Origin of the sequence: Lederbergia sp. NSJ-179 (assembly GCF_022867885.1) — a bacterium.
Lineage (GTDB): Bacteria > Bacillota > Bacilli > Bacillales > Bacillaceae_C > Lederbergia.
The window spans coordinates 90,531-116,839 of the sequence record NZ_JALIFP010000013.1 but is presented as its reverse complement, the minus strand read 5'-3'; the positions used below and the strand labels follow the sequence as shown (position 1 = coordinate 116,839).

Here is a 26,309-nt window from a genome sequence, read left to right as displayed (position 1 = left end):
GAGTAAATAAGTTAATAATTGAGGGTACAACTTGTCACTTCCTATTCTGGGATTTTGGGTGTGTGGTAACCTCAATTATCTTCAGATTTTAGGGGGGTGGCAAGTTTTTTGTATTCTAAGCCCTATAAATCAAGATTTTATTAACTTTTTACTATATAAGTTTTGACAATACGAGACGGAGGAAGGGGGGTTTATGATGGGTTGGATCATTGGAATCATACTTATTCTATTCATCATATTATGCGTATACCTAGATTACCACTTGGGCAGACGAATGCATATCAACACATATAAAGAAAATAAATATCCTAAACGTCAAGGAGAAATACAACTCATTACAAACGGAATGGATTTATTTCATGCACTTTTTAGTGATCTCAAACAAGCAAAATCGTCGATTCAAGTACAATTTTACATCGTTCAAAATGATCTATTAAGCCGTACTTTCTTTACAATTTTAGAGGAGCAAGCCAAAAGAGGCGTGAAAATCCATGTCATCCTTGACTGGCTTGGGAGTCGAACTGTCCCTTGTAAATGGATTAAGAGCGCTCGCAAACATGGCATTGAATTTGCCTTTTGTCATAAACCAAAATGGCCTTTCCCTTTTTATACCCTGCAACAACGCAATCATCGAAAAAGCACCATTATTGACGGAAAAATTGGCTATTTAGGCGGTTATAATATTGGGATGGAGTATATTGATCAGGATCCCAAATTATCTCCTTGGCGCGACTACCATATTCGTATAAAAGGAGAAGGTGTGCTTGATTTACAGCAGGAATTTATAGTGGATTGGCGAAAAGCTACAGGGAAAAACATGCAAAAAAGTAAAGGCAGTATGGTAAAGGAAGGAGAAATAAAATACCAAATTTATCCATCCCAAGGTGTTGGCTTGGATAAAAAATGGGTTCAATTGCTCAAAGAGGCCAATCACTCGATTCTAATTGGGACACCTTACTTCATCCCGCCGCCAAATCTATTTTCCGAACTAAAAAAGGCATTAAAAAGAGGTGTTGAACTAAAAATTCTCGTCCCCAATAAAGCCGACCATCCCATTGTGAAGGAAGCTTCTTTTCCCTATTTACGAAAGCTCCTTTCCTTAGGAGCTTCCATCTATCAATTTGAAAAAGGTTTTTTTCACGGAAAGGTTGTAATCATCGACCAGCGATTATGCAGTATCGGGACAGCCAATTTTGATTATCGCAGTTTTTTCCTCAACAATGAGATGACCTGTTTTATCTATGATCAACATTTAATCACCCATGTACAAGCAATTGTAGAAAAAGATATTCAACAATCGGAACTTCTTACATTAGAAAGGTTAAACCAAATTGGTCTGTTCATGCGCATCAAAGAAGGAATGGGATGGATTTTTAAAGGGCTTTTATAAAAAAGAAAAAATAAATCCAATAGTAACACCTATAATTGAGGCGCTGGAGCTGGCTCTCAACGCTAGCCAATTTTTATACTTTCTTACCTTTTAAGAAAAGCGCAAGGCGACCGTTTAATGGATGAACGGCTAAGTTCGCGCCGTCCTGGCGCAACGCCGTTCTGACCAACATCCTGTTGGCCCGTGACAACAATTGCCACGCCGTTCTGACCCGCATCTTGCGGACCTCCTTTACATTTTTTCTGGTGCAGAAACGCCAATAAGGGCTAAAGCGTTTTTCAGTGTAATTTGAACAGCTTTGACAAGGGCTAATCTTGCTGTTGTTTCATTTTTATTTGCTTCATTTAATACTTTTTCCGCATTATAAAAACGATGAAAGACAGAAGCCAATTCATAAATATAATGGGTAATACGATGGGGCATCCGTTTTTCTGCGGCATCAGCTACGACCTGTGGAAAATCCCCAAGCTGCTTTAATAAGTCAATCGCTTTTTCACTTGTGAGTGAAGTGACAGGAGTATTCTGATGAAATGTAAAACCTCTTTCGCTGGCTGCCCGAAGGATACTACAAATACGGGCATGTGCATATTGCGCATAATAAACCGGGTTTTCACTGGATTCCGAAACAGCCAAATCTAAATCAAAGTCTAGATGTGTATCTGACCCTCTCATCGCAAAGAAATAACGAGTGGCATCAAGCCCGACCATATCTACTAAATCGCGCATCGTCACAGCCTTGCCTGTCCGTTTACTCATTTTCATTTTTTCGCCATCTTTGTACAACTGAACAAGTTGAATAATTTCCACTTCAAGCCGATTAGGATTATACCCTAATGCCTCAATAGCGGCCTTCATCCGGGGTATATAACCATGATGATCTGCGCCCCAAATATTGATAAGCTGATCATATCCTCGAGAAAACTTATCTAAGTGATAAGCAATATCCGGCATTAGATACGTATAACTGCCATCCTTTTTGATTAAAACACGATCTTTATCATCACCAAAGGTAGTGGACCTAAACCAAGTCGCTCCGTCTTTCTCATAAATATGGCCTTTTTCTTTCAGTTTCTCTAACGCTGGCTCTATTTTTCCATTTTCATATAAGGAAGTTTCCGAGTACCAAACATCAAATTTGACCCGAAAATCTTCTAGATCCTTTTTCAATTTTGCTAGCTCATATTCCAACCCATATTGGCGAAAAATCTTAAAACGTTCCTTCTCATCCATTTGAACATACTGATGACCCTTATCATCTGCAAGCTTTTTTCCAAGCTCAATAATATCTTTTCCATGATAGCCATCCGCTGGCATTTCTTTTTCGATACCGAGGGCTTGAAGATAACGAGCTTCCACTGAGTAAGCTAAATTATTGATCTGATTACCGGCATCATTAATGTAAAATTCACGTGACACTTCATAACCCGCTTTATCCAAGATGTTACAAAGAGAATCGCCAACAGAAGCACCACGCGCATGTCCAAGATGGAGATCTCCAGTTGGATTAGCGGAAACAAACTCAACCTGAATTTTCTGCCCATTTCCTGCATCGGAGGAGCCGTATTCGGCCTCTTGTTCTAAAATAACTGGCACAATTCCTGTTAAATAGCTATTATCCATATAAAAATTAATAAATCCTGGGCCAGCGATTTCCAATTTTTCAATCGAAGCCTTTGAGTAGTCAATATGCGATGAAATAGCTTCCGCAATCACTCGTGGAGCCTTTTTGGCAATCCGGGCTAATTGCATCGCGATATTCGTTGAATAATCGCCGTGGGCTTTATCTTTTGGGGTTTCAATCATGACCTCAGGAATTTGCTCTTCCTCTGCAAGACCCGCTTTTAAGACGGCTGCATGGATTTCATTTTTTAGATTTGCTTGTACCTGTTCTACGATGTTCATATGTTTCACTTATCCTCCTCATAATCAATATCCATTTCATAATAGCCTGCTACTGTACCCTGCATCGCTAATTCATATGCTAAACTCAACCTGCCGGTACAGCCGTCATTGGTTTCATGATGAATAAGCCGTTTCGTATCAGTTGTTAAAAAAAGAGTTCCTAATTCACTTTCATGGGAGCCGTTTTTTTGCTCGTGTAAGCTAAAATTCAAACGCATTTTCAGCAAGCCTGTTCGTAAAATAAAAGCTTCTTTCTTCGTAATTTTTACAACGGTATGGACCGTTCCTTGCTCTTGTATTTCATCATATTTTAAATAAATCGTCTGACCCTTTTGGTAGTGACGCCCGAAAACGGTTAGTTCATAGGTTTCCTCATCATTATCCATCCTCACCTTGGTTGTCAGGTGAATTTTTATTGGTGTTTGCGTATCTACTTGCAAAAAAAGCACGCCCTTCACAAAATCCTCGTAACTTTTTCATTATAAGAAAGTTTTAAAGGAAAGTCCATTCTACCAAAGAGATTACAGCTCTTTGCTTCATGGAGGTCGGTGGAATATCGGTCCTCAGGAAGGAGAAAAGTAATAAAAAATATTCCTGTTATGAATAAAACAGGAGGTTTTTCCTCATACTGGTGATAGAAGATTGCTAGAATCTGGGAGGTGTCGCGATGGAAGCTGAAATAAATACACGGAAAAAGTGGAGAAATATTCGGTTGCTTTCTTACTTAATCTTGTTTATGGTCGGGGTCCTTTTTATTCTTTGTTTATCCTTTTTTATTTATCTAAAAGTTCTGGGGCCCCCACCTCTAGCGATTCCTCAATCCACTTTATATTACACTTCAGATGAAACCGTTTTTGGCGAAAGCAATAGTGGCGAGAGGCGATATTGGGTTGGCATTGACGATATTTCCCCTGTTGCCATTCAAGCGACCATTGCGATTGAGGATCAAACCTTTTATGAGCATCACGGTTATGATTTTAAAAGAATAGGCGGGGCCGTACTAGCAAATATAAAGGCAGGTCAGAAGGTGCAAGGGGCTAGTACGATTACCCAACAATATGCACGAAATTTGTTTTTAACAATGGATAAAACATGGACAAGAAAAATATCCGAAGCTGTTTATGCAGCACGGTTGGAGTTCCATTACGATAAAAAGCAGATATTGGAAGGGTATTTAAACACCATTAACTTTGGTCATGGAGCCTATGGCATCGAATCGGCAAGTCAGTTCTATTTTGGAAAAAACGCGAAGGATTTAACGCTCGCAGAGGCTTCCTTACTAATGGGAATTCCGAAAGGTCCAAGTATCTATTCTCCTTTACATTCGGAGGAAAAAGCGAAGAAACGTCAATCTCTTATTTTAGAAGCCATGCAAAAAAATGGATATATTCGTGCAGAAGAAAAAAAGGAAGCAGCGGCTCAGAAATTAACGTTTATCGGAAAACATCCTCATCATCGAGCAGATATGGCACCGTATTTTTATGATCAGGTCCAAAAAGAATTAAAATCAACGGTCGGATTGGATGAAAGAGCGATTGCACTAGGTGGTTTGCAGGTGTATACCACATTGGATCGCCAGCAACAAGAAATTGCTGAAAAAGTTGTGGCGGAGACCATTCCCCATTCATCTGATATTCAAGTAGGTTTTGCGGCGATGGATCCGCAAACTGGATTTGTGACAGCGATGGTGGGAGGCCGGGATTATGATGAAAGCTCCTTTAACCGGACGACGCAGGCGATTCGACAACCGGGATCTGCCATTAAGCCTTTGCTCTATTATGCAGCCTTAGAGCATGGTTTTACTCCTGCTACTCGGCTTCGCAGTGAAGCAACAACATTTGAATATGATCATGGAAAATCGAAGTATTCTCCCCATAACTTTAATAATCGTTATGCGGATGATGAGATTACGATGTCACAAGCGCTTGCTTTATCCGATAATATTTATGCGGTTAAAACCCATCTATTTTTAGGTGAAGAGGTGCTCGTTAACACCGCAAAAAACTTCGGCATCCAGTCCAAGATGAAGCCCGTTCCCTCTCTTGCCCTTGGTTCTTCGGGGTTAAAAGTGATGGAACTGCTTAATGCCTACAGTATGTTTGCGAATGGCGGAAAAAAAGTAGAACCTATCTTTATTAAAAGAGTGGAGGACCGTGATGGAAAAGTACTTTATGAGGCAAAGCCAAGGAATAAACAAGTGCTGAACCCCCAATTAGCTTTTGTGATGAGTCATATGATGATGGGGATGTTTGATCCCAGCTTAAACGGGTATGCTTCTGTCACTGGAGCCTCCCTGGAGGGAAAAATGAGTCGGGACTATGCGGGTAAATCAGGTTCTACCAACTCGGATTATTGGATGGCCGGCTTTACTCCCGGGTTAGCCTCCGTTGTTTGGACAGGCTATGATCAAGGGAAGGAAATTACATTAAGTGCGGATAAATCATATGCGAAAAACATTTGGATACAGTTTATGGAACAGTCCATCGATCAACAACCAGAAGAATTACATGCATTTAAACCACCTTCTGGAGTAGAAGCTGTTCCAATTGACCCTCATAATGGCAAATGGGCCACCAATATGTGTCCAACCTTCAGACTTACCTACTTTGTGAAGGGTACAGAACCAGAGGAATTTTGTACCGAACACTTATTAGGGCTCTAAACGCATTTGGTGCCTGGCACCACCTGATTTTTGTCGAATAATAAAAACCTCAAGGTGTGCGGCCTTGAGGTTTTTACTTTGCATAAGCGCCTGCTAGGCGCCTCCGCTTTTCTTTGTCCAGCTACAGGTGGCAGGAGCGAGAGGCTCGCAGGACGCGAGTCCATCGGCGTGGCGATTGACGTCGCGTTCTTAGCCGATGTTCCGCTAAATAACCCTGAACCTTGGAAGGGAAGACCGCCCTTCCTAGGTTCAGGAACATTTGCTTGTCGCTCCTAAGCAGCCACCTTCCGCTTTTCTGTTTTGTCCTAGTTTGCTGTGCAAACTATATGTTAGTTTACTTATTTTTGAAGAAATCGGCAAGAAAAAGATTCATGATCGATCATAAATGTCATAAATTGTTCATAAAGGCCTTTTGAAATTCTTCACTAGATCGTTTCCAGATCTCTTCGTCATATTGTTTTAAAAATTCCCCAAGCTTTGTTTTACAAGCCTGATCCATATGATCCACGATAATATGACCCTTTATCGCTTTATCCATGTAATTGACATGCTGTGGCATTGATTTATATCCTCTACGTGCTGGTCTGTTAATATATAATTCACAGGCAGCGATCCCTGAATAATAGGGACCCTCAGGGTTACGGTCTAATACCACCCAGATCACCCAGTATTTTTTCGTATCTTCTTCAGGATATTGAGAAAGCAATTCATCGAGAGATTTAACATATCTTACCCCACGCTCTGTTTTACTACGCGCATGCATCACTTGCGGATCGATCCAAACTTCCTTCTCGGCCACATCTATCAATAAAGGAGTGACGTTTTCTAGGCTAAGAGAACCAACACCATATCCCTTATGCCCATCAACCGGATCATTTTTTAAAATATTAAATTCGACCTTGCGCTTATTTTGTTCCATAACGCATACCTCCTATAAAAATATCGAGAATATTCTTTGGATACTTTGAATAACAAAAGGAACTGCCGTATTAATAATGGGATAAATCGTATAGTGCCCTAATGGTGTAATGACCAACACTAAGAAAATCAATGCACCAAATGATTCATATTGGGTCATCCGTGCCCTATTCTTATTTGGTAATAAATCTTCTAAAATTCGATACCCATCCAGCGGCGGGAGCGGTAATAAATTAAACACAAATAACAAGACATTAAAATAGACAAATAAATTAAAAAATTGGGTGACGAGCGGATGGAGAGATCCAGCAACCCCTGTCATAACAAATATGTTAAAGATACCTGCTCCGATAAAAGCAAGAATCAGATTACTAATCGGTCCCATTAACGAAACAAATATTCCCCCTACACGGGGATTTTTAAAGTGGTACCGATTGACAGGTACAGGACGAGCCCAGCCAAAACCAACAATTAGAATGAATAAGGTTCCAAGTGGATCAAGATGCTGAATCGGATTCAAAGTCAATCTGCCTTGATCTTTTGCCGTTGTATCTCCTAATTTATAGGCTGTAAAGGCATGGGCAAATTCATGTACGGTAAACGCTATTAATAAAACCACTATAATCAACGGTAATTGTTCTAATGGGAAACGCAAAAAACGTTCAAGAAACTCCACAGATTTAACTCCTTTTTATGTAAGAATGCAATACTTGAACCCTATTATACAAAAATTCTCGATAAACCTCATACAATCTGTTCCTAATCTTGATTCAAGCCACCAAAAGGAATAAACTTTTATCTGTACATATCTTAATGGAGAGGTGATCGGTATGCCGTATGTTACCGTAAAAATGCTAGAAGGACGAACAGAAGAACAGAAAAAAGCCCTCGTAGAGAAGGTCACACACGCAGTAAGTGAAACGTCTGGAGCTCCTAAAGAAAAAATTGTTGTTTTCATTGAAGAAATGAGCAAAAATCATTATGCTGTTGGCGGCAAACGCTTAAGTGACTAACTTGTAATAAAGACAGCAGTCTGCATTAGTGCGATCCTGCTGTCTTTAGGCCCACAGAATGTGGTTCAAAACGTTTATCCTTGTTCATCCTTATCCACCCTCTATTAACCAGATGCCTTCAATTTCCTCAATCTTTCTATATACTGATAAGCTTCCTCAATTTCCTCTTTCGTATAACCTTGCTTCGGCTTTAACGTCTGAATTTTCACTTCCACTTCCTCCCTTGATTGCTGTTCAAAATAGAGCACCGTTGAAACTAGTTCAAGAAAGCGGGCGTTTTGTTCATTCATATTGGTTAAACATTCTTTTAAATGGGGGATCTCGGTAGGATATTCCTCTAAAAACTCTCTACCGTTTTCCGTCATTTGATATTTATATTGGGAATATCCACCTTTATCTTCTTTCGTTTCACTCAAAAAACCAAAATTGCATAATTCCTCTACACGTAAACTCAATTCCTCAGAGTAAGGTCCATAAAAATGAAATTCAAATTTCTCCTGAAAGGGGAAGCCCAATTTCTTTGCAATAAAGACCATTTTTTGCAGTTTTTTTCGTCCCGTTACTTCCCCTGATAAAGCAAATATATTCATTAATCTTTGATGATCATTTAACATGGCAAACGATTCAACTCCTGCTTTATTTTCAATTTATACTGCCTAGTGCTTCTCTAAGATGGACAAAATTTGCTCTTTCGTCTTTTGATGTTTTGATTGGTCTAAAAGCAAATCCTGTGGATAATACAATTTATGATCCGTCCGTCGTTTGCCGGAAATCGCTTCAACAATGGCAGATTCCCTTGATAATTCATGTAATTCCGTGTTAGGCATGAATAAATGAATCGGAAGACGCTCCTCCTCTTCACCGGGCCGATAAAAATCATAGGGCAAATCTGATGAAGAATCAACAGCCAAATAATAATTAGGGTCAATCTCTGCTTCCTTAAAAAGCTCCTCTAGCCGTCCAAGTAGTTTATATTGCTTAGACGGATCAAATTCTACATATTTGAATAGATTCCGATTCATAAATCGAGTACACAGTTTTCGCAAAATAGCGTCCTCTTCTTCTTCCCACATTTGAAAATAATAAAGAATTACCGGTTCATCTAGTTTTAAATAATCCGTCAAACTGACCTTCTCTTCAAATAAGGAAATAAAATGTGTAGGATAATATTTGAAATGATAGGAATCTTGGTATAAAACTTTCGCTCGTTGTAATATTTTGGTCAAGATGACCTCTGCACTTCGAGTAACAGGATGGAAATAGACTTGCCAATACATTTGGTAGCGGCTCATAATATAATCCTCTACAGCATGCATTCCTGTTGATTTAAAGACAACCTGATCTTCTCTGGGCCTCATTACACGCAAGATTCGTTCCATATCAAAATGCCCGTAACTTACACCTGTGAAATAGGCATCCCGTTGTAAATAATCCATACGATCCGCATCAATTTGACTGGAAATTAAACTAATGACAAGTTTATCTGGATAGGTTTTTCCAATGACATCCGCTACTTTTTGTGGGAAATCAGCACCCACTTTATGTAAAACAGAATGGACTTCTGTATCTCCCAAGATGATTTGTTTCGTGAACTGTTCATGATCTGTATGATACACCTTTTCAAACGAATGAGAGAATGGTCCATGACCAAGATCATGCAAAAGGGCCGCACATAAAGCAAGAAGCCTTTCATCCTCGTTCCATTCCGGCCGTCCTTGAAAGACATCATCGACAATTCTCCTGACGATTTCATATACACCTAAAGAATGGCTAAAACGGCTATGTTCAGCCCCATGAAAGGTTAAATACGTGGTCCCCAATTGCTTGATCCTCCGCAAGCGTTGAAATTCCTTCGTTCCAATCAAATCCCAAATAATCTGATCTTGAACATGGATATATCGATGAACAGGGTCTTTAAAAACTTTTTCTTCACTTAATTTTGCATTGGCATGATCCATTGATTAGCCCTCTTCCTATCTATCATATTTTTATTATATCGGCTTTGATTATTTTTATAAAGCAAGGATTTCCTAGTATTTTTTTTATTTTGGTATAAAAAAGGTTTGAATTGTCCATGATAGGACTAATCAAAAGATTAAGCATTTGTCCTATCAGAAAGAAAAGAAGAATAACAAGAGAGCTTTCGAGACATAATATAGTAGACCTCTAGTAAATCATAACTTTCTTCAACTAGCAAATGCTTAAAAAAGAGGAAAGATCACGATCAAGTGATCTTTCCCTGGGAGAAAAAAATAGGAGATGATGAGATGAAAACGAGACAAGATGCATGGACAGAAGAAAATGATTTATTGTTAGCAGAAACAGTATTACGCCACGTTCGGGAAGGAAGCACACAATTAAATGCTTTTGAGGAAGTTGGGGACAAATTAAATCGGACTTCAGCCGCATGTGGTTTTAGATGGAATGCTGTCGTTCGCCATCAATATGAGAAGGCATTAGATTTAGCAAAAAAACAACGCAAGCAACGCCATCGAATGATGGGAAAAGAGCAAGGCGGCAAAAAGAAATTACTTTATCAGCCACCGATTACTCTGCTTGATGAAGCTGATATGGAAATGGATGAAGCCTTCGAATTGCTTAACGGAGAAGCGATTGAATCGGAGTCTACCACTTTTTCGGGAAATCTTTTACCAGCACCAGCAGCGCTCCCGTCTAGTGATATGAACATGGAAAAAGTAATTTCCTATCTTCAAACTTTGCAAAATTCAGATATCCAGGTAGAAATTTTGCAAAGAGAGAATGAAAGATTAAAGAGACAACTACATGATGTAGAGTCGGAAAATAAGTCTTTACAGAAGCAGGTTGCAAAGCTGGAAGATAACTCTGTTACCATGCAAGAGGATTACGAAACTTTAATGAAAATTTTGAATAGGGCTCGAAAACTGGTTTTATTTGATGAAGAGGAGACCCCTCCTACTTCCTTTAAAATGGACCGAAATGGCAACTTAGAAAAATTGGCTGAATAACAAGAAAAGCGTAGGCGACTGTTTAGCGGCGACAGAAAATGTTCTTCTGGAGGGAAAGTCAAAAGACTTTGCCGGAGGAAGGTTATTTACTGCGAGCCGCTAGAAGCCGAAGCTGGACAAAGAAAAGCGTAGGCGACTGTTCAGCGGCGACAGAAAATGTTCTTCTGGAGGGAAAGTCAAAAGACTTTGCCGGAGGAAGGTTATTTACTGCGAGCCGCTAGAAGCCGAAGCTGGACAAAGAAAAGCGCAGGCGACTGTGTAGCAGCGTACAAACTTTTTAAGCTAATCTGACTCCTGGACATAGAAAGGCCGTGACCTCCCCCTGTCACGGCTCTCTATATGTCAATATTTTATCGTTTCTTTCCATCATTCGTTCGTAATACTCATGGAACCAGTCCAATTCTGTGTCACGAAGCTGGCTCACAGATAATGTGTCACACTTTTCCTTCATAACCTGAAGAAATCTTTGCATAACAGCTTGGATGGAAAATGCTACACCTAGTAATTCTGATAAAGAAGCCATCACTTTCGTTTGGATTTCCGGAAAAATAAATTTTAAAGATTCCTGATATTGAGCATGCTCGTAAAACTCTTTCACTAATTCGGCTCGTGCTTGCCCACTTCCAGTTACACAAAGATAGATTTGCACGGCTACCGCTTTCCGAATTCGACGTTGGGAAATACCAGCGAACTTTCTCCCATCGATGCTGAGATCATAGCTTCCAGGACAATAGGAACCTGCAATTTCCCCTGCTTTAATTTCACAATCAAAATCAGCGAACATTCGCTGGATTAAGTCCCACATCGCGTCATAACCTCTGTTAATATCAATCCCTTTTTCCGTATCGGGGAAAATCAAGGAAAGATTTAAAACCCCCTCATCTAATGCTACGGCCAGGCCACCAGAATTACGAACAAGACCTTCATAACCTTTTTCTCTTAAAAAATGAAGTCCAGCTTGCAAATCGGGAAGTTTCGTATCTTGAATGCCTAAGACTAAAGTGGGGGAGTGAACCCAAGCACGAACGGTCGGCGGAGAATAACGGCCCCCCACTGACCTACATAATGTATCATCGATTGCAAATGATTGGAGTGCATGGAAATGCGGATTAATCCCAGATTGATCAATGAATCGCCATTCTGTTTGCTTTAATAATTCTGACATTCTTTTTCTCCTACTAGTGCGTGTTTAAAAGGAGGGTAAAAAGGACCAATAAATTCGAAGTACCATTTTTACCGGCCTTTTTTTGAATATCCTCTGCTACTTGTTCCCCATCGATTGGATCGCGGTCACAAGTGCTAAATGATAGACATCCTCTTCACTGCATCCACGGGATAGATCATTTACTGGTGAATTCAACCCTTGCAAAATAGGACCAACTGCCTCAAAACCGCCAAGACGTTGGGCGATTTTGTAGCCGATATTGCCTGCTTCTAGACTTGGGAAAATAAAGACTGATGCATCTCCCTGCAAGGGCGAGTCTGGAGCCTTTTTCTTCGCAACAGAAGGAATTATCGCTGCATCAAATTGCATTTCACCATCTATCACAAGTTCTGGGTCCAGTTCTTTCGCCAATTGTAAAGCGTCTGCTACTTTTTTGGTCTCTTCTGAAACAGCCGAACCTTTTGTAGAGAAACTAAGCATAGCGACACGTGGATCAATATCAAATATCCTAGCTGTTCTTGCACTTTCTACGGCAATTTCAGCTAAATCTTGCGGATCAGGAGCGATGTTAATGGCACAATCAGCAAACACATATTTTTCCTCATCCCTCACCATAATAAATACCCCAGAGGTTTTACTGAGACCTGGCTTCATTTTAATAATTTGCAAAGCTGGTCTTACCGTGTCTGCCGTCGAATGGGCGGCACCACTTACCAACCCATCCGCCATTCCCATATATACCAACATCGTCCCAAAATAATTTTCATCCAATAATAATTGCTGTGCATCTGCTTCTGTCGCCTTTCCTTTTCTGCGTTCCACAAAGGCAGCAATCATTTGATCCTTGTCAATATAATTCTTTGGATCATATATTTCCATACGATCTACAGAAACCTTTAGTTCATTTGCCTTATCTTGAATTTCATTCATATCTCCTATTAAGACAGGAGTGGCGACTTCCTCTGCTGCAAGCCGGCCTGCAGCAGCAAGAACCCGGGCATCTAACGCCTCCGGAAAGACAATTTTTCGATTCCATCCTTGCACTTTTAGTTTTAACTCTGCAAATAAATCATTGTTTGATCGAGCCATTAAAAGTGACCTCCTATTGTAATAATAATGATGATCAAAGGCTAAAATCGCAACATCCTGTTGGCAGGCTCAGAGCAGCGACGTCCTGTCGCTTCGCCTGCACTAGCACGTCCTGTGCGTCGCAACGCCTTTGTGACCGACTTCCTGTCGGCCCGATCAAAGGCTAAAATCGCAACATCCTGTTGGCAGGCTCAGGGCAACGACTTCCTGTCGCTTCGCCTGCACTAGCACGTCCTGTACGTTGCAACGCCTTTGTGATCGACTTCCTGTTGGCCTCCTCTAGCATATACCTTTTCATCTAAAAACACATAATGATATGTATATTCTTGTCGTTTTTTCAACATTTATGATTGGGAAATGAAGAGTTGGAGAAACTATGATATAGTTTGAATATATAGCTTGATAAAAGGAAATATAGGAGTTGATCATATGAGTGAAGCAGTCCTTACATTAGATGGTTGGTATACCCTTCAGGATTTTAGAAAAATAGATTGGGCTTCATGGAAGTTACTCTCAAGTGATGCGCGGCAAGCCGCCATTCATGAGCTACAGCAATTCATTGATAAATTGAACAGTGTGCAGGATAAAAAGGAAGGAAGCCACACTCTTTATTCGATCGTCGGGCATAAAGCTGATTTTATGTTGATGATATTACGTCCAACATTAGAGGAATTGAACGAAATTGAAAATGAGTTTAATAAATTAACCGTAGCGGAATTTACGATTCCTACTTATTCCTACGTTTCTGTCGTAGAATTAAGTAACTATCTTGCTGGGGAGTCCGATGAAGATCCTTACCAAAATCCTTATGTCCGTAGCCGTCTATATCCGATATTGCCGAAAACGAAACATGCTTGCTTCTATCCAATGGATAAGCGCCGCGAAGGAAATGATAATTGGTATATGCTTTCGATGGATGAAAGAAAGGAACTTATGCGCAGTCACGGATTAATTGGTCGGAAATATGCCGGAAAAATTAAACAGCTTATTTGTGGTTCTGCTGGTCTTGACGATTATGAATGGGGGGTCACTCTTTTCTCTGATGATGCCCTTCAATTTAAGAAAATTGTATACGAAATGCGGTTTGATGAAGTAAGTGCTCGCTATGGGGAATTCGGCTCTTTCTTTGTCGGAAACCTGATAGAGGACCATGACATACCTAGATTTTTACATATATAATTCACTTCAGCGACTAATGAATAGGGAAGAATGAGGAGCTGGGACTGCTCTAGCTCCCATGCAAAAAGACACTCCAAAATAGGTATATCTTCCTTTGAGCGGACATACAAATGTAAGAGTACCAGTCTTTATGGTCAACCTATTTTATAAGGAGTGAAAATTTTTGGCAAATTCGAATCCTTACCAACCAAGTTCTGGCTATTATCCTTACTATCCAATGCAACAAATGCCAATGGCCCCTCAAGGGCAAAACCCAAATCTGTACCAGCCCCAGCCTATGCAAATGTCCAGTCCAACTGCAGGTGCAAAAGGCGGTGTCAATGTTCCAGGTATGCTTCCAATTGAGCAATCTTATATTGAAAATATATTACGATTAAACAAGGGGAAGCTTGTGGAAGTTCACGCAACATTCGAGAACAATCGAGAATGGAACGCCATGATTTTTACGGGCATTATTGAAGCCGCTGGAAGAGATCATGTGATTTTGAGCGATCCAGAGACGGGAAAGAGAAATTTAATCCCCATGGTCTATGTTGATTATGTCACATTCAACGAACCTGTTGAGTATGAATATCCTTTTGGAGCGGGACCGCTTGCCTCTGCACCGCCCCGTTAGGTGATTTTCATGCTAAAAAAAACGGACGAATCTAACGTGCACTGGGAAAACAAATATGTTTCCAGTGCATTTTTGTGGAATCTGTTTTTGAAGATTTACGCATCTTTTACACATGCTTTACTGCAAATATGATCAATAAAATCCACGAGAGAAGAAAAGCCACCCCACCAAACGGTGTAACCGCCCCGAGAATTTTGATGCCTGAAGTACTTAGAACATATAAGCTCCCGGAAAAGAGAATAATCCCAATAAACATGGCCCAGCCTGACCACGATAAAAGAGAGGAGGCAGGGAATTTCCCCGACAAAATACCGATAGCAATCAATCCTAGCGCATGAAACATTTCATATTGAACGCCTGTTTTCCAGACTTCTAAATATTTTGGTTCTAACTTCCCTTCTAATCCATGCGCACCAAAAGCCCCTAACGCAACGGCTAAAAAGGCATTTAAGGCACCTAATATAACAAAGAGTTTCATTTGAACGCACTTCCTTTGTCTTTTTTATATTTCTTTATTTTGCCCTCCACTGTTTTTCAAAAGTCAAAGATGGATGCACCATTTGCGCCATCTTCGGTTTGGAGGGGAGCAGATTGATGAACAGAGATGGGTTTTGAGGTGGATGGGTTGAGAAAATTCGTTGTATAGTCCCCTCCCTTTTTTTCAATTTGCTGAGTAAACGTATCGGCCCCTATTCCAAGCTCCGCTAATGTTTTGACCGTATACAAATGCGCATTACGAACGGATGTGTCCTTCGTTTGTTTTGCTTTATTTATTTCTTCTTCGATTTTCCCTAGTAATACTTCGAATGAAATCGCCATCGTGATCACTCCTTATACTTCATAAGCTTAATTATTATAAGCAAAAAATGCAAAGATTGAAGTCATAATCCAGATAAACAATATGATAATTTAATGAACACGCTCTGTAAGAGAATGTTTGAAACATTAAAAATCGGTAATATATATAATGTGCTAATCATTATTCTCAAGGAGGATGATTTCAATGAATCGAATTGAAGTATGTGAAAATGGTGTACAAGCAAATAACATTATTAATCAATTAACTGCTCAAGGCTTCTCTCATGATGATATCTATTTATTTACCCATGATGATGAGCGAACAGAAGACTTAGCAGATGCGACTGAAGTGGAAACAGTCGGACTTCAAGAAGAAGGGGTTATCGATTCTGTAAAAAATGTCTTCCGTAAAAAAGGAGACGAGCTTCGATCAAAATTTGAATCAGTGGGCTTAACACCGCAAGAAGCCGAAAAATATGAAAGCATCTTAGATAAGGGGCAAGTTGTCATTGTTGCTCAGCAACACTAGGAAAATATTTGAAAAGTTAAGAAAAGCGCAAGCGCCTTGGAATAGGGAAGAACGGCTAAAGACGCGACGTCCTGTCGCAACGCCGTCCTGACCCGCATCCTGCGGGCCCCCGACAAGCAAATGTTCTGAGACAAGAAAAGTCCGGTTTTGACTTTTATTGGCTCAGGTTATTTGACCTCGAGGGGCTAGGCGCTGGGGCTAGATCCAAACATTAGCCAATTTTTATGCTTTCTTACCTTTTTAAAAATACCCCATTTTTTCGAATGGGGTATTTTCTCTTACAACCTATACTTCAGGTCCTGATTCCTTAAATAACCTTCTTGATTTCACAATCCAAACAATCGCTATGACGGCAATGATGGCAATAATAATTTCAACAACAAAGATGTTTTCAATCATGCCAGTTTGATAAAGGGCTGGGGGAAAATCAATGATCGCATGAATAAGAATAGCGAGAAAATAGAAGATAATCTTCCTATTCTTCACACCATACATTACAAGGATCGATAATCCGAGTTGAATGGCAATCGCGCTGATTCTTTCAATTCCTCCCAGCCATACAAGAGCCGCACTACCCGTTAGCTGATCTTTCACAATTTGGAGCGATGGGTCTACAGACAATATAGAATCAAAAGAACCGTTATTAATCATAATGGCCATGACAAGGGTACCAATACTCGATATCCCGACCAAAACGACAGCTTCAAAACCACCATGCCCTAACCCGAAGGAAAGACCATCTTTCCAGTCGCGATACTTTTTCAGGACATATTTCATCATGATAAAACGTCCCGTTTCCTCAAAAAGTCCGGCCATTAAGCCCCCATAAAGCATATACAGCCAAGGATTGTTCTTTAACCATTCACTTGTTGTTGCATTTCCCGCTAGAAAATAAGTATGGGGAATATTCTCTAATAATAACGCAAAAACCAAAAAGGTGGCCATCCCTATTAAGAGCACATATAACGAAATGCCAAATTTCTTTTTAAAAATAATGACTAATGCAATCGGTAATCCGATTGCAAATAAAAGGGATGCGACTAGCGCGACAAACATAGAGCTAGAAACCAATATTTACCATCTCCTTTATGGACACTTAAATCTATTTTTGGTTTCATCTCTATTCCATACGGATGAAAGGTATGAAAGTTTCATCCAATTAAGGAATAGTAAATTTTCCGAGCTTGATCTATATGATTGGTTCTATGAATAAGAGCGCGTCCATCCTGAAAAAAGACGACCCTTTTTCCTTCAACCAACACAGATACCAAAAAAGGATTTCCTCCTACCTCGAATCCAGACGAAAAATGATGGTTTTCACTTTCTTCCTCCTAAAAAAACCTAAATAACATGGGAATGAAATTTTATTTTTCGCACTTCTTTATGAATTTTATCATTTATGCGGAAAAACTCCTAATAATAGCCAGAAAGGCCAGGTAAGTTGTTATGACTTTTATTTTCAATTTAATTGTTATATCCTAAAGAGAAAACATCATGTCCAAGCTAGGAGGAATGACCGATGTCAATGAAAAAAGTTTTAACGCTTGCTGGTTCAGATTCAAGTGGTGGTGCTGGAATCCAAGCTGATTTAAAGACATTTCAAGAATATGGTGTCTATGGAATGAACGCCTTAACTTCCATTGTAACGATGGACCCTGAAAATGGTTGGAGTCATGACGTCTATCCGATTGATGTTGATACAGTGGAAAAACAATTAAACACGATTCTATCTGTTGGTGTCGATGCGATGAAAACAGGCATGCTAGGTTCAGTTGAAATCATTGAACTTGGTGCCCGGAAACTGGATGAACATAAATTGAAAAATGTTGTGATAGATCCTGTCATGGTTTGTAAGGGAGAGGATGAAGTATTGCAGCCAGAAAATACGGAAGCCATGCGTGAACTCCTTGTACCGCGTGCTTTAATCGTCACACCAAATCTTTTTGAAGCCGGACAATTAGCCAAAACCGGCCCTGTTAAGACGATTGAAGGAATGAAAGAGGCAGCTGTTAAAATCCATGAATTAGGAGCAAAAAATGTGGTTGTAAAAGGTGGAAAAGCGATTGCCCATGATAAAGCGATCGACCTTTTCTATGATGGTCACGAATTCACTTTACTTGAATCGGACAAACTAGAAACCACTTATAATCATGGAGCGGGTTGTACCTTTGCTGCTGCCATTACAGCAAACTTGGCAAGAGGAAAGTCTGTTAAGGAAGCGGTGGCTACTTCCAAAGACTTTGTGACAGCCGCCATCCAACATGGCTGGAAGCTCAACGAATACGTGGGGCCTGTCATGCACGGAGCCTATTATTTATTTGAAGAAAATGCAAAGAAATAAGGAGATAGCCCGGAGAGAATCTTTCCCTTTGGGCCTTTCAAGTGAGGTTTATAAGTAGCGTCCGTGGCAAATGGGGCGTCATTTTAAAGGAGATTATCTCTTTTGATACTCAATTTTTCTCTATCTGCTCAAAGCTGCGCCGCCTCGAACTTCTTGGTCCTTTTTATCCTCCTTTTTGAACATACACTTTAACCTAAATCCATTTAAAACTTATTTTTCGTAATTTGAATCCCTTTTTAGTAAAATAATAGTGTAGGAAGGAGGGGTATCTTATGGAAAAGATTTGTATCGATGATGTCCAACAATTGATTAATACTTTTGCCACTGAACAAGTTTACATACATTTAGAGACAACGAATGGAGCTTATGCTTCCCACAACGATGAGACCTTTTTTTCGGCAGGAGCCTATATTCGCAATGCAGAGGTTTGTTATGAATACGGAAAAATTGTCGGAGATGGCCCCTATCGCGTTGGGTTAAAACTAGCGATCGGCTGGATTTACGCAGAAGGTCTTACCCATTTTGAATTGGATAAAGAAGGAAGATTGCTCCTTGCCGGTCATGGGAATGATGGCAAGCTAGCCGTTGCCTTAGAAGTCAGTAAAAAGCCATTTCAATCATAAAGGAAAGGAGTTGCTATCCATGGAAAAAGAACGTCATGTTTTAGTTGTTTTCCCGCATCCTGATGACGAAGCCTTCGGGGTTTCCGGAACTATGGCTAGTCATATTCAAAATGGAACACCAGTCACCTATGCTTGCCTTACACTTGGAGAAATGGGGAGAAATCTAGGTAATCCTCCTTTTGCGACTAGAGAATCCCTTCCAGAGATTCGTAAAAAGGAATTACAAGCTTCTGCTAAGGCAATCGGGCTCACTGATTTACGGATGATGGGCTATCGGGATAAAACATTGGAATTTATTAAGGATGAAGAGCTTACCAATCTCGTCTTTGGCTTGATTGAAGAATTACAGCCTTCTTTAATTATATCCTTTTACCCTGGCTATTCCGTCCATCCTGATCATGAAGCAACAGCTCGTGCTGTCGTCCGTGCTGTGCGCAGACTCCCAAAAGAAAACCGCCCGAAACTACACTGTGTGGCTTTTGCTAAAAACCATGAAGCCGAAATTGGTTCACCAGACATCAAACATGATGTCAGTGCCGTTTCAGAACAAAAGTTAGGAGCTTTAAAAGCCCATCTTTCACAAACTGTATGGATGCTCGCAGATTTAGAAAAGAAAATGGCAGAAGAAAAAACAGGATTACCTAAGCAGTTTACGACAGAGCGTTTTTGGACGTATGATTGGGAAAACGATAAAGTTTTATAAGAAAAGCGCAAGGCGCCCGCCTATCGGCGACAAGCAAATGTTCTGAGACAAGAAAAGTGCGGTCTTGACTTTTATTGTCTCAGGTTATTTGACCTCGAGCCGATGGCGCCTGGAGCTAGATCCAAACATTAGCCAATTTTTATACTTTCCTATCCCGTAAGAAAAGCGCAAGCGCCCGTTTAGCGACGTACAAACTTTTTAGGGGCCTGACGAGATAAAGGAAACACGATGAACCCGAAGGGTGAATCGATGTTGACTTACGCAAGCAGGCACCGAAAGTTTGCTAGTCGCTGGGCGCTGGAGCTAGATCCAACATTAGCCAAAATTTATACTTTCCTATCCTGTAAAAAAACCGGTGATCCCACCGGTTTTTTTATTGGAATTTTTCGGGAACTGCTATGTTTGAGGCTTCTTATAGCCGGTGTAAGGTTTTATTAGCGGTCGGGCTGGGGCCCATGAGCTTCGACGTATCCAATTAGCATTTCTACGAGTCTATTAGATTATAAGCCGCTGCCAACTATGATCTGAGGCAATTTTGCCAATAGCAAATTTTTATTCAAAAACTCTTTCTCCTGTAAGTGCATCTACAAAAACATGGCAATCAATCATTTGTGTTGGCTTCAACACCTGTTCCACTGTATCATAAACATAGTAGGGTTCAAAAACGATATCTTTATTGAGAATAGCGATCGCTTCCTCTTTGGTAATCTTTGGCTGGGGTACAGGAAACTCCATTTTTTCATGAAACAATTCGCGTTTATCTAATACCTCGACGATCATATTCTCCTTCGAATCATAAATAAATTTGAATTTGTCGAGGACTCGATCGAGAAAGGACACGGGGACCACATTTGCCTCCAACAATCCATACCGCCGTTCAAACTTTTCCACCTTCCATCTACCACTTTCATTTGGACGGTGCGCTCTCATATAATCTGTTATTCGCTTTAAAAACCCTCTTTTTTCATCCAGGGAAATCGGTAAGGCGTCAGGATGTGAAATGGGCGCATTCATTTCTTCCTCAGTGACAATTTGGGATTTTCTAAAGTTTTCCCAAAGTACACCTAGATGATTTTCAGATCTAGGTACCTCTTGAATCGCCTCCTCTTCACGCCATTCTAAAATCATTGTATCCTCCACAACACCAAGAAAAGCTTCCTCCACCCCATAGAGGAGTTGATAACCGCCTTCCTCTAAGGTTCCAAATAGGACAACTTGCTGATTCTTAAATCTTTCCACGTTTTCTAGAGTTCGTTCTCTTGAGGTTTCAACGGAGATTTCGGGATAAAGTTTTGGAAAAAAGCCATACATTGTAAAAAAAACAATTGCCCCTTCACTATTCACCTTCACTTCCATATAGCCTTCAGGAGAAACCTTTTTTCCATTTAAAATGGATGAAAAGAAATACTCATAGCCATCCCCTTCATGCTCCTCCCGTTTTAGTTGGAAATCAACCTCAGATTGGAGGCCCGTATTTTCCTTGATCCAAGCTACAACATCTTCTAATCTAGCACTAAGTAGATGAGATGGATTTTTTCGACGATCTTCATTTTGCACGACGATAAAACTTGTTAAAAGACCAAGATTCAGATTCACCTCTACAAACACAGTTCCCGGAGGATTTAAGTCATCTTTCATCGCCGTGCCGGGCGGAAACCATTCCATTTCAAGTCTATATTCTGTTGTTTGAATAGGAGAAACTTCTCTACGAATAGTTGGATTATTCAATTCAAAATCTGCTAGATCCCACTCTTTTTCCAATTTTTCCACCCATGACTGAATGATTCCACTCATATTTTCACTCCTATTCTTATAACAGCTTATTCGTGCAATGAAAAACTGTACAGATGACGAAAGCTTTGAACTTGTTGGAATCATTTTGTTCTCCAATTTCGGTATTCATTCGATTTTAGCCTACATAACCTCAGTATCTGCAAATCTCTATTGTTTCCAATATTTTTCCATTTCTTTATCCAGATAAACCCAGCCCTTCCATGCGATATGCATGGTATCCTTAGTAAAGTATGGATCGTATTCATGATCCGAAAAATCAGCAATCGGAAATCCTGCCGTTTCCACTTGCCTTTTGATTTTTTTGTAATATTGATTGCGGTCTCCTTTTGGAAAACCGGTATAATCATACCATCTTCCGTTCACAGGGATGGAAATGAATAGTGGCTCAGCCTTCGCATCTTTCAGTAGGTCTAAAAGCATTTGGAAATCATTATATTCCACGGATTCCACAAAAGACGTATCCTTTTTATAGTTTCTCAATTTTTTTTCCATTGGAGCAATTTTTCTTTTATAATATCTATTATCGATAAGATAAGGATTATTATTTGCCCGTTTCTTGGCATATTTTTCAGCTTCATGTTCCAATTGAGCCCAAGATTTATCTTTAACCAAATCTGGATTATCATGACGGTGTCGTTGCTTTCCGCCAAGCAATGTATAATACCTATCTTTTTTCTCCAGTAACTTTTTTTTCATTAACGCAATTGGCCTTACAGCTTCAGCTTTCAAATGATTATATTTAGATGGTGCAATTTCATCCCTATATAGTGCTGTCAGGACTGTATCTCTTTTTATGACATCAAATTGGAGCAGCCTGCGAATCGCTTCCTTTTTCAGCTCAGGTTTAATCGTATGATTGAAAGCTAATCCATATCCCTGAAGCATGGAATAGTTTGATGAAAAGTGCCCTTCACCAATTCCTTCTTTATGAAACCATTGCGGGGAAAGGATGATTACCATTTTCTTCCCTTTCAGCTGATCTGCATGTGCAGCCAAATTCATAAATTGTATCAATGATTGCGTTCCGCCACGCCCATACAAAAAGGGGGTAAATCCCTCTTGATTGGCCGCGAAATAGTTTGACGGATGGAATGGATCAAACCGTGACAGTTCCGATGATCCATAGATAGGAAAATATGTTGGATCAGAAAGTATTTTACGTTGCATATAGTCACCTTGGAACATTAGTGGGTTTAACTCAGTTGCAGCAAGTTTTGCTTTATGGTCCGAAATGGCATTTTCCAGCCAGCTTTTCGGCAAAAATAGAAACACCAAAAACAATCCTACCGCTATAAATAGCGGGTAAAATGAATATTTTTTCATCCACGTTCAGCTAATTTCATCGCAATCTGATTTGGTGTATTCCACTCTTCCCGTGTAAATTCGGTGATAGGGATATTGATATCAAAGCGTCCTTCGATTTCCGCTAACAGGGAAATTGTTCCAAAAGAATCTAGTAATCCTGTTTTAAAAAGATCAATATCCGGATTTTCTACTGCGACATCATCCTGACAAACTTCTGCTATCAATTCAAATACTTCTTGTTTTTTTATCATATATATTCTCCTCTAATAAAATAAGTGTCCAGAAAAAATATAAAAACCAAAACAAACAAAATTGAAGGTAAGAATAACCCCAATCACATGCGTAAATGTATTTTTAGGATAAATTTTCCTTTTTTTATTCCAACGATCAATATAGTCGAAACTTACAATCAAAAAAGCGTGATACAAACCGTATACTATATAATGCGGTACCGGCCCATGCCAAACACCCATAATGAAGAATAAAAGGATATAACCGATATTTGAAATCGTATAACGATTTTTAATCCACTTTTTCTTTGTCATCCATAAGGCAAATCGCATATAGATATAATCACGAAACCAGAACGAAAGCGTCATATGCCATCTATTCCAGAAGTCTTTGATATTTCTGCTGATGAAAGGCAAATTAAAGTTCTCGGGCGTCTTGATGCCCATAATATAACTGATGCCAATCGCAAAAGCGCTATATCCCGCAAAATCAAAGAACAAATACATACTATATGAGTACATATCCACAAAATAATACAAAATGGGACGAGTATTAAAATACGATGATGACATCCACTCCATCATGATATAGTGATGAATCAAGTAAGCAATAATAAACTTGTAAAGAAACCCCTTGAAAATCTTGTCGATTCCTTCATGTAAGTACCATCTGTATTCTTCTTTGGTTGGGGGGGTCAAGTTATTTTTCTCAAACCTTCTCCATCGATCAATCGGTCCTGAGGAAATGGTCGGAAAGAATAAAAGAAAATAGAGAAGATCTCCTAGTGGAATATTTTCCTTTACCAATCCATCCCTTGTTTCCATAATCATTTGAACTGCTTTAAAGGTGAGATAAGAGATACCCAAAAATCCAAAGAAGTTACCCAGTTCCAAGAATGGAAGTACTTTGACTAAAATTAAAGGCAGGATTGACAACAGCACACATAAACAAAATATGAGCGTACTATTTGCTTGTTTACGATATTTCATATAGCTATTGATCAAAGTGATTTGCCAAATTGTAAAAACAATCAAAGACAATGACCCTATTAAACTATTCCCGAATATGATTGCCAACATGATAATTGTTACAAACATATTGTATTTACGGGAAGGTTTCCCTTGTAAACCTAATATAATACTTGGAATCAGCAGAAGACCAACTATAAAGAAAAAATAAAACGTTTCATAAGGTGTCATATCAATACTCCTGCTGCCAGTTTTTTACGATTGACTTTCCCGTTCGCTGTCATAGGCAATCGATCCAAGTAAGTGAACTTTCTAGGGATCATATAAGCCGGAAGTTGTTGAGAAAGTTCTTTTCGAATTGCACTTGTCAACTGATATTCCTTTTCAAATGAATGGTTATTTGGCACAACATAAGCATTCAGGAAGTCTATTTTTCCATCACAATAGACCGGTTCAACGACACATGTTTTTACGTATGGGGATATTGTGATGTTATATTCAATTTCTTCCATCTCCATACGATATCCATGAACCTTGACCTGAAAATCAAGTCTGCCCGAATAATAGAAAACACCATCTTTTCGATAACCAGCATCACCAGTTCGATAACTTCTTTGACCGTTATTTATCGAAAAAGATTTTTCCGTTAGCAGTGGTTCACCTAAGTATCCCTTACTGACACTTGGGCCGATGATGACCAGTTCCCCCTTTTCACCATCCACTGCCGGTTTTCCATTTTCATTGATCACAAGAAGTTCTGTATCGTCTTTGCAGTACCCTATCGGCAATACGCTGTGACTATCCAGCACTTCCTTCGTAACCTCAAGCTTGGTCACAGCTACTGTAGCCTCAGTTGGTCCATACAAATTAAATATCCGCGCCCTTGGAAAACGGTCCATTAGCTGCTTTGCCAGCTTAACAGGGAGTATTTCCCCGCAGAATAGAAAAGTTTCCAGATTAGGCAGTAATTCTAGTTTAAAGTTGGGTTCCATTAAGCACATCTGTGCAAACGATGGCGTTGATGTCCAAACGTTTACATCCGATGCCTCAAGTTCTGCAAACAGGGTCTTTGGATTAGCAATCATGTCTTTCGTAATGGAAAAAAGCGTCCCGCCAGAGCATAGGGCAGGATAAAGATCCATTACTGACAAATCGAATGAAAATGGAGCCTGATTCAGGAAGTTCTGTTGCCCATTGATGGAAAAATCTTTTAATATCCAATCAACAAAACTCTGGAGGTTATTCATTGATATTTGCACACCTTTTGGATTGCCTGTACTTCCGGAGGTGTATATTATATAAAAGTTTTCATCACCTTTAACCCATGCTTCCGCCGGTGGCTGTTGCACCGAACCTAGTAGAATTTCCTCTAGTGCAGTTGATTGTAAGATTTCGATCGGGTACTTCAGAAACCCGTCATCCTCCATCTCTTCAGTAGCGATAAAAAATTCGGGCTTTGCACTTTCAATGATTTTATTTATTCTTACAACTGGAATGGATACATCTACTGGAATGTAAGGATGACCTGATTTCACGCTCCCCAAAAATGAAACAATCATTTCCGGTCCCATATGCCCATATACAAGAATCGGAGATTGCGGCCGCCTCGTTTGCTTTAAAAAATATGCCGCCAGCTGGTCCGAACGATCCCATAATTCACCATACGTCAGTGTCGTGCCGGAGTTCAAAAAAGCGATTCTGCCGGGATCATTAACAGCAAATTGCTTAATAGCTTGAAGTAATTTCATTTCGTTTCATCTCTTCTCTTTCTACTCTGTTTTTAAAATTCCCTATAGATAAAAGGACCAGCACTCATATCATGGAATCCATAAATCAATACAAGCAATATCAAAATTGCCAAATAATATAACGTTTTACCGCTGTCTCTTACGACATCATTTTTAAAAAACTTAGGTACTGACATTCAAAAACACTCCTTTATCAAAATAGGGGAATTTCACTACCATACAGTACTACGATTTAATTAAGTTCCTCGCTTTTTTAAAGTTTCAATCTAACTCTAATATAGAAGTAATTGATAGACGTTTATTAAATAGAAAAAGTTTCATTTTTTCGTCACAATCTTACTATTTTAG

At 39.6% G+C, this 26,309-nt stretch carries 28 protein-coding genes; 10 read left to right on the top strand and 18 right to left on the bottom strand.

What is annotated here, in order from left to right:
- The first annotated feature begins 196 nt into the window (after positions 1-196).
- Positions 197-1,390, top strand: a complete 1,194-nt coding sequence (gene cls, locus MUB24_RS11925) for a cardiolipin synthase (RefSeq protein WP_244704292.1) — start codon at positions 197-199, stop codon at positions 1,388-1,390.
- A 73-nt stretch (positions 1,391-1,463) separates the two neighbouring features.
- Here cls and MUB24_RS11920 read toward each other — a convergent pair whose 3' ends face one another.
- Genes MUB24_RS11920 through MUB24_RS11910 form a run of 3 tightly spaced genes read right to left on the bottom strand, consistent with a single transcriptional unit; the run spans position 1,464 to position 3,732 of the window.
- Positions 1,464-1,607 (bottom strand): hypothetical protein, encoded by a 144-nt coding sequence (locus MUB24_RS11920; RefSeq protein ID WP_244704289.1) that lies wholly within the window; start codon positions 1,605-1,607, stop codon positions 1,464-1,466.
- A 14-nt stretch (positions 1,608-1,621) separates the two neighbouring features.
- Positions 1,622-3,292: an arginine--tRNA ligase gene (argS, locus tag MUB24_RS11915; protein WP_244704288.1), complete on the bottom strand. Its 1,671-nt coding sequence runs from the start codon at positions 3,290-3,292 to the stop codon at positions 1,622-1,624.
- 5 nt (positions 3,293-3,297) lie between these two features.
- Complete coding sequence (locus MUB24_RS11910; protein WP_244704286.1) at positions 3,298-3,732, bottom strand: YwiB family protein; 435 nt, start codon at positions 3,730-3,732, stop codon at positions 3,298-3,300.
- 227 nt (positions 3,733-3,959) lie between these two features.
- Here MUB24_RS11910 and MUB24_RS11905 point away from each other — a divergent pair, with 227 nt between their 5' ends.
- Entirely contained in the window at positions 3,960-5,954 is a 1,995-nt protein-coding gene (locus MUB24_RS11905; protein ID WP_244704283.1) for a transglycosylase domain-containing protein, read from the top strand.
- Between the two features lie 388 nt (positions 5,955-6,342).
- Here the strand turns inward: MUB24_RS11905 and MUB24_RS11900 are convergent, their stop codons facing one another.
- Positions 6,343-6,873 carry a YwhD family protein gene (locus MUB24_RS11900; RefSeq protein WP_244704281.1) on the bottom strand — a complete coding sequence of 177 codons (531 nt, stop codon included), beginning with the start codon at positions 6,871-6,873 and terminating at the stop codon, positions 6,343-6,345.
- Between the two features lie 12 nt (positions 6,874-6,885).
- Positions 6,886-7,548: a site-2 protease family protein gene (locus MUB24_RS11895; RefSeq protein ID WP_244704280.1), complete on the bottom strand. Its 663-nt coding sequence runs from the start codon at positions 7,546-7,548 to the stop codon at positions 6,886-6,888.
- A 154-nt stretch (positions 7,549-7,702) separates the two neighbouring features.
- Between MUB24_RS11895 and MUB24_RS11890 the strand changes: the two genes are divergently transcribed.
- Positions 7,703-7,885: a 2-hydroxymuconate tautomerase gene (locus tag MUB24_RS11890; protein WP_244704278.1), complete on the top strand. Its 183-nt coding sequence runs from the start codon at positions 7,703-7,705 to the stop codon at positions 7,883-7,885.
- Between the two features lie 104 nt (positions 7,886-7,989).
- Here the strand turns inward: MUB24_RS11890 and MUB24_RS11885 are convergent, their stop codons facing one another.
- Positions 7,990-8,499 carry a YwgA family protein gene (locus MUB24_RS11885; protein WP_244704276.1) on the bottom strand — a complete coding sequence of 170 codons (510 nt, stop codon included), beginning with the start codon at positions 8,497-8,499 and terminating at the stop codon, positions 7,990-7,992.
- A 42-nt stretch (positions 8,500-8,541) separates the two neighbouring features.
- Positions 8,542-9,843 (bottom strand): HD domain-containing protein, encoded by a 1,302-nt coding sequence (locus tag MUB24_RS11880; RefSeq protein ID WP_244704274.1) that lies wholly within the window; start codon positions 9,841-9,843, stop codon positions 8,542-8,544.
- A gap of 309 nt (positions 9,844-10,152) precedes the next feature.
- Here MUB24_RS11880 and MUB24_RS11875 point away from each other — a divergent pair, with 309 nt between their 5' ends.
- Entirely contained in the window at positions 10,153-10,872 is a 720-nt protein-coding gene (locus MUB24_RS11875; RefSeq protein ID WP_244704272.1) for an RsfA family transcriptional regulator, read from the top strand.
- A gap of 325 nt (positions 10,873-11,197) precedes the next feature.
- On the opposite strand, the gene lipL is transcribed toward MUB24_RS11875, so the two are convergent.
- Positions 11,198-12,037, bottom strand: coding sequence for an octanoyl-[GcvH]:protein N-octanoyltransferase (lipL, locus tag MUB24_RS11870; protein WP_244704270.1), 840 nt, complete (start codon positions 12,035-12,037; stop codon positions 11,198-11,200).
- A 96-nt stretch (positions 12,038-12,133) separates the two neighbouring features.
- Entirely contained in the window at positions 12,134-13,126 is a 993-nt protein-coding gene (gene pta, locus MUB24_RS11865; RefSeq protein ID WP_244704268.1) for a phosphate acetyltransferase, read from the bottom strand.
- A 429-nt stretch (positions 13,127-13,555) separates the two neighbouring features.
- On the opposite strand from pta, the gene hemQ reads away from it, so the two are divergent.
- The gene (gene hemQ, locus MUB24_RS11860) at positions 13,556-14,305 is read left to right on the top strand and encodes a hydrogen peroxide-dependent heme synthase (RefSeq protein WP_244704266.1); all 750 of its coding nucleotides are present in this window, start codon (positions 13,556-13,558) and stop codon (positions 14,303-14,305) included.
- Between the two features lie 277 nt (positions 14,306-14,582).
- Positions 14,583-14,921, top strand: coding sequence for a spore coat protein GerQ (gene gerQ, locus MUB24_RS11855; protein WP_244704311.1), 339 nt, complete (start codon positions 14,583-14,585; stop codon positions 14,919-14,921).
- 106 nt (positions 14,922-15,027) lie between these two features.
- Here gerQ and MUB24_RS11850 read toward each other — a convergent pair whose 3' ends face one another.
- Positions 15,028-15,399 carry a DUF423 domain-containing protein gene (locus tag MUB24_RS11850; RefSeq protein ID WP_244704264.1) on the bottom strand — a complete coding sequence of 124 codons (372 nt, stop codon included), beginning with the start codon at positions 15,397-15,399 and terminating at the stop codon, positions 15,028-15,030.
- A gap of 56 nt (positions 15,400-15,455) precedes the next feature.
- Positions 15,456-15,740: a YwdI family protein gene (locus MUB24_RS11845; RefSeq protein ID WP_244704262.1), complete on the bottom strand. Its 285-nt coding sequence runs from the start codon at positions 15,738-15,740 to the stop codon at positions 15,456-15,458.
- A 184-nt stretch (positions 15,741-15,924) separates the two neighbouring features.
- Between MUB24_RS11845 and MUB24_RS11840 the strand changes: the two genes are divergently transcribed.
- Positions 15,925-16,248 (top strand): YflT domain-containing protein, encoded by a 324-nt coding sequence (locus MUB24_RS11840; RefSeq protein WP_244704260.1) that lies wholly within the window; start codon positions 15,925-15,927, stop codon positions 16,246-16,248.
- A gap of 285 nt (positions 16,249-16,533) precedes the next feature.
- Here MUB24_RS11840 and MUB24_RS11835 read toward each other — a convergent pair whose 3' ends face one another.
- The gene (locus MUB24_RS11835) at positions 16,534-17,319 is read right to left on the bottom strand and encodes a YhfC family intramembrane metalloprotease (protein ID WP_396426742.1); all 786 of its coding nucleotides are present in this window, start codon (positions 17,317-17,319) and stop codon (positions 16,534-16,536) included.
- A 448-nt stretch (positions 17,320-17,767) separates the two neighbouring features.
- Here MUB24_RS11835 and pdxK point away from each other — a divergent pair, with 448 nt between their 5' ends.
- The 3 genes from pdxK (at position 17,768) to bshB2 (ending at position 19,915) form a co-directional block, all read left to right on the top strand.
- The gene (gene pdxK, locus MUB24_RS11830; protein ID WP_244704258.1) at positions 17,768-18,589 is read left to right on the top strand and encodes a pyridoxine/pyridoxal/pyridoxamine kinase; all 822 of its coding nucleotides are present in this window, start codon (positions 17,768-17,770) and stop codon (positions 18,587-18,589) included.
- A gap of 272 nt (positions 18,590-18,861) precedes the next feature.
- Complete coding sequence (locus tag MUB24_RS11825; protein ID WP_244704256.1) at positions 18,862-19,212, top strand: YojF family protein; 351 nt, start codon at positions 18,862-18,864, stop codon at positions 19,210-19,212.
- Between the two features lie 19 nt (positions 19,213-19,231).
- Positions 19,232-19,915, top strand: a complete 684-nt coding sequence (bshB2, locus tag MUB24_RS11820; protein ID WP_244704254.1) for a bacillithiol biosynthesis deacetylase BshB2 — start codon at positions 19,232-19,234, stop codon at positions 19,913-19,915.
- 552 nt (positions 19,916-20,467) lie between these two features.
- On the opposite strand, the gene MUB24_RS11815 is transcribed toward bshB2, so the two are convergent.
- From MUB24_RS11815 to dltX, 6 genes are all read right to left on the bottom strand, one after another.
- Positions 20,468-21,709 carry a hypothetical protein gene (locus MUB24_RS11815; RefSeq protein ID WP_244704252.1) on the bottom strand — a complete coding sequence of 414 codons (1,242 nt, stop codon included), beginning with the start codon at positions 21,707-21,709 and terminating at the stop codon, positions 20,468-20,470.
- A 147-nt stretch (positions 21,710-21,856) separates the two neighbouring features.
- On the bottom strand, positions 21,857-23,032 hold the full coding sequence (gene dltD, locus MUB24_RS11810) for a D-alanyl-lipoteichoic acid biosynthesis protein DltD (RefSeq protein ID WP_244704250.1): 1,176 nt from the start codon (positions 23,030-23,032) through the stop codon (positions 21,857-21,859).
- Entirely contained in the window at positions 23,029-23,265 is a 237-nt protein-coding gene (gene dltC, locus MUB24_RS11805) for a D-alanine--poly(phosphoribitol) ligase subunit 2 (protein WP_244704248.1), read from the bottom strand. The genes dltD and dltC overlap by 4 nt, the downstream gene beginning before the upstream one ends.
- 12 nt (positions 23,266-23,277) lie before the next feature.
- On the bottom strand, positions 23,278-24,444 hold the full coding sequence (dltB, locus tag MUB24_RS11800; RefSeq protein WP_244704246.1) for a D-alanyl-lipoteichoic acid biosynthesis protein DltB: 1,167 nt from the start codon (positions 24,442-24,444) through the stop codon (positions 23,278-23,280).
- Positions 24,441-25,961 (bottom strand): D-alanine--poly(phosphoribitol) ligase subunit DltA, encoded by a 1,521-nt coding sequence (dltA, locus tag MUB24_RS11795; protein WP_244704244.1) that lies wholly within the window; start codon positions 25,959-25,961, stop codon positions 24,441-24,443. Before dltA ends, dltB begins: the two co-directional genes overlap by 4 nt.
- Positions 25,962-25,993: 32 nt before the next feature.
- On the bottom strand, positions 25,994-26,137 hold the full coding sequence (gene dltX, locus MUB24_RS11790; protein ID WP_244704242.1) for a teichoic acid D-Ala incorporation-associated protein DltX: 144 nt from the start codon (positions 26,135-26,137) through the stop codon (positions 25,994-25,996).
- Between the last annotated feature and the right edge of the window lie 172 nt (positions 26,138-26,309).

Bases quoted from the DNA above. Each gene is read 5' to 3' on its own strand.
- cls (WP_244704292.1), top strand. From the start codon at position 197: ATGGGTTGGATCATTGGAATCATACTTATTCTATTCATCATATTATGC.
- MUB24_RS11920 (WP_244704289.1), bottom strand. From the start codon at position 1,607: ATGCGGGTCAGAACGGCGTGGCAATTGTTGTCACGGGCCAACAGGATG.
- argS (WP_244704288.1), bottom strand. From the start codon at position 3,292: ATGAACATCGTAGAACAGGTACAAGCAAATCTAAAAAATGAAATCCAT.
- MUB24_RS11905 (WP_244704283.1), top strand. From the start codon at position 3,960: ATGGAAGCTGAAATAAATACACGGAAAAAGTGGAGAAATATTCGGTTG.
- MUB24_RS11900 (WP_244704281.1), bottom strand. From the start codon at position 6,873: ATGGAACAAAATAAGCGCAAGGTCGAATTTAATATTTTAAAAAATGAT.
- MUB24_RS11890 (WP_244704278.1), top strand. From the start codon at position 7,703: ATGCCGTATGTTACCGTAAAAATGCTAGAAGGACGAACAGAAGAACAG.
- MUB24_RS11885 (WP_244704276.1), bottom strand. From the start codon at position 8,499: ATGTTAAATGATCATCAAAGATTAATGAATATATTTGCTTTATCAGGG.
- MUB24_RS11880 (WP_244704274.1), bottom strand. From the start codon at position 9,843: ATGGATCATGCCAATGCAAAATTAAGTGAAGAAAAAGTTTTTAAAGAC.
- MUB24_RS11875 (WP_244704272.1), top strand. From the start codon at position 10,153: ATGAAAACGAGACAAGATGCATGGACAGAAGAAAATGATTTATTGTTA.
- lipL (WP_244704270.1), bottom strand. From the start codon at position 12,037: ATGTCAGAATTATTAAAGCAAACAGAATGGCGATTCATTGATCAATCT.
- pta (WP_244704268.1), bottom strand. From the start codon at position 13,126: ATGGCTCGATCAAACAATGATTTATTTGCAGAGTTAAAACTAAAAGTG.
- hemQ (WP_244704266.1), top strand. From the start codon at position 13,556: ATGAGTGAAGCAGTCCTTACATTAGATGGTTGGTATACCCTTCAGGAT.
- gerQ (WP_244704311.1), top strand. From the start codon at position 14,583: ATGCAAATGTCCAGTCCAACTGCAGGTGCAAAAGGCGGTGTCAATGTT.
- MUB24_RS11850 (WP_244704264.1), bottom strand. From the start codon at position 15,399: ATGAAACTCTTTGTTATATTAGGTGCCTTAAATGCCTTTTTAGCCGTT.
- MUB24_RS11845 (WP_244704262.1), bottom strand. From the start codon at position 15,740: ATGGCGATTTCATTCGAAGTATTACTAGGGAAAATCGAAGAAGAAATA.
- MUB24_RS11840 (WP_244704260.1), top strand. From the start codon at position 15,925: ATGAATCGAATTGAAGTATGTGAAAATGGTGTACAAGCAAATAACATT.
- pdxK (WP_244704258.1), top strand. From the start codon at position 17,768: ATGTCAATGAAAAAAGTTTTAACGCTTGCTGGTTCAGATTCAAGTGGT.
- MUB24_RS11825 (WP_244704256.1), top strand. From the start codon at position 18,862: ATGGAAAAGATTTGTATCGATGATGTCCAACAATTGATTAATACTTTT.
- bshB2 (WP_244704254.1), top strand. From the start codon at position 19,232: ATGGAAAAAGAACGTCATGTTTTAGTTGTTTTCCCGCATCCTGATGAC.
- MUB24_RS11815 (WP_244704252.1), bottom strand. From the start codon at position 21,709: ATGAGTGGAATCATTCAGTCATGGGTGGAAAAATTGGAAAAAGAGTGG.
- dltD (WP_244704250.1), bottom strand. From the start codon at position 23,032: ATGAAAAAATATTCATTTTACCCGCTATTTATAGCGGTAGGATTGTTT.
- dltC (WP_244704248.1), bottom strand. From the start codon at position 23,265: ATGATAAAAAAACAAGAAGTATTTGAATTGATAGCAGAAGTTTGTCAG.
- dltB (WP_244704246.1), bottom strand. From the start codon at position 24,444: ATGACACCTTATGAAACGTTTTATTTTTTCTTTATAGTTGGTCTTCTG.
- dltA (WP_244704244.1), bottom strand. From the start codon at position 25,961: ATGAAATTACTTCAAGCTATTAAGCAATTTGCTGTTAATGATCCCGGC.
- dltX (WP_244704242.1), bottom strand. From the start codon at position 26,137: ATGTCAGTACCTAAGTTTTTTAAAAATGATGTCGTAAGAGACAGCGGT.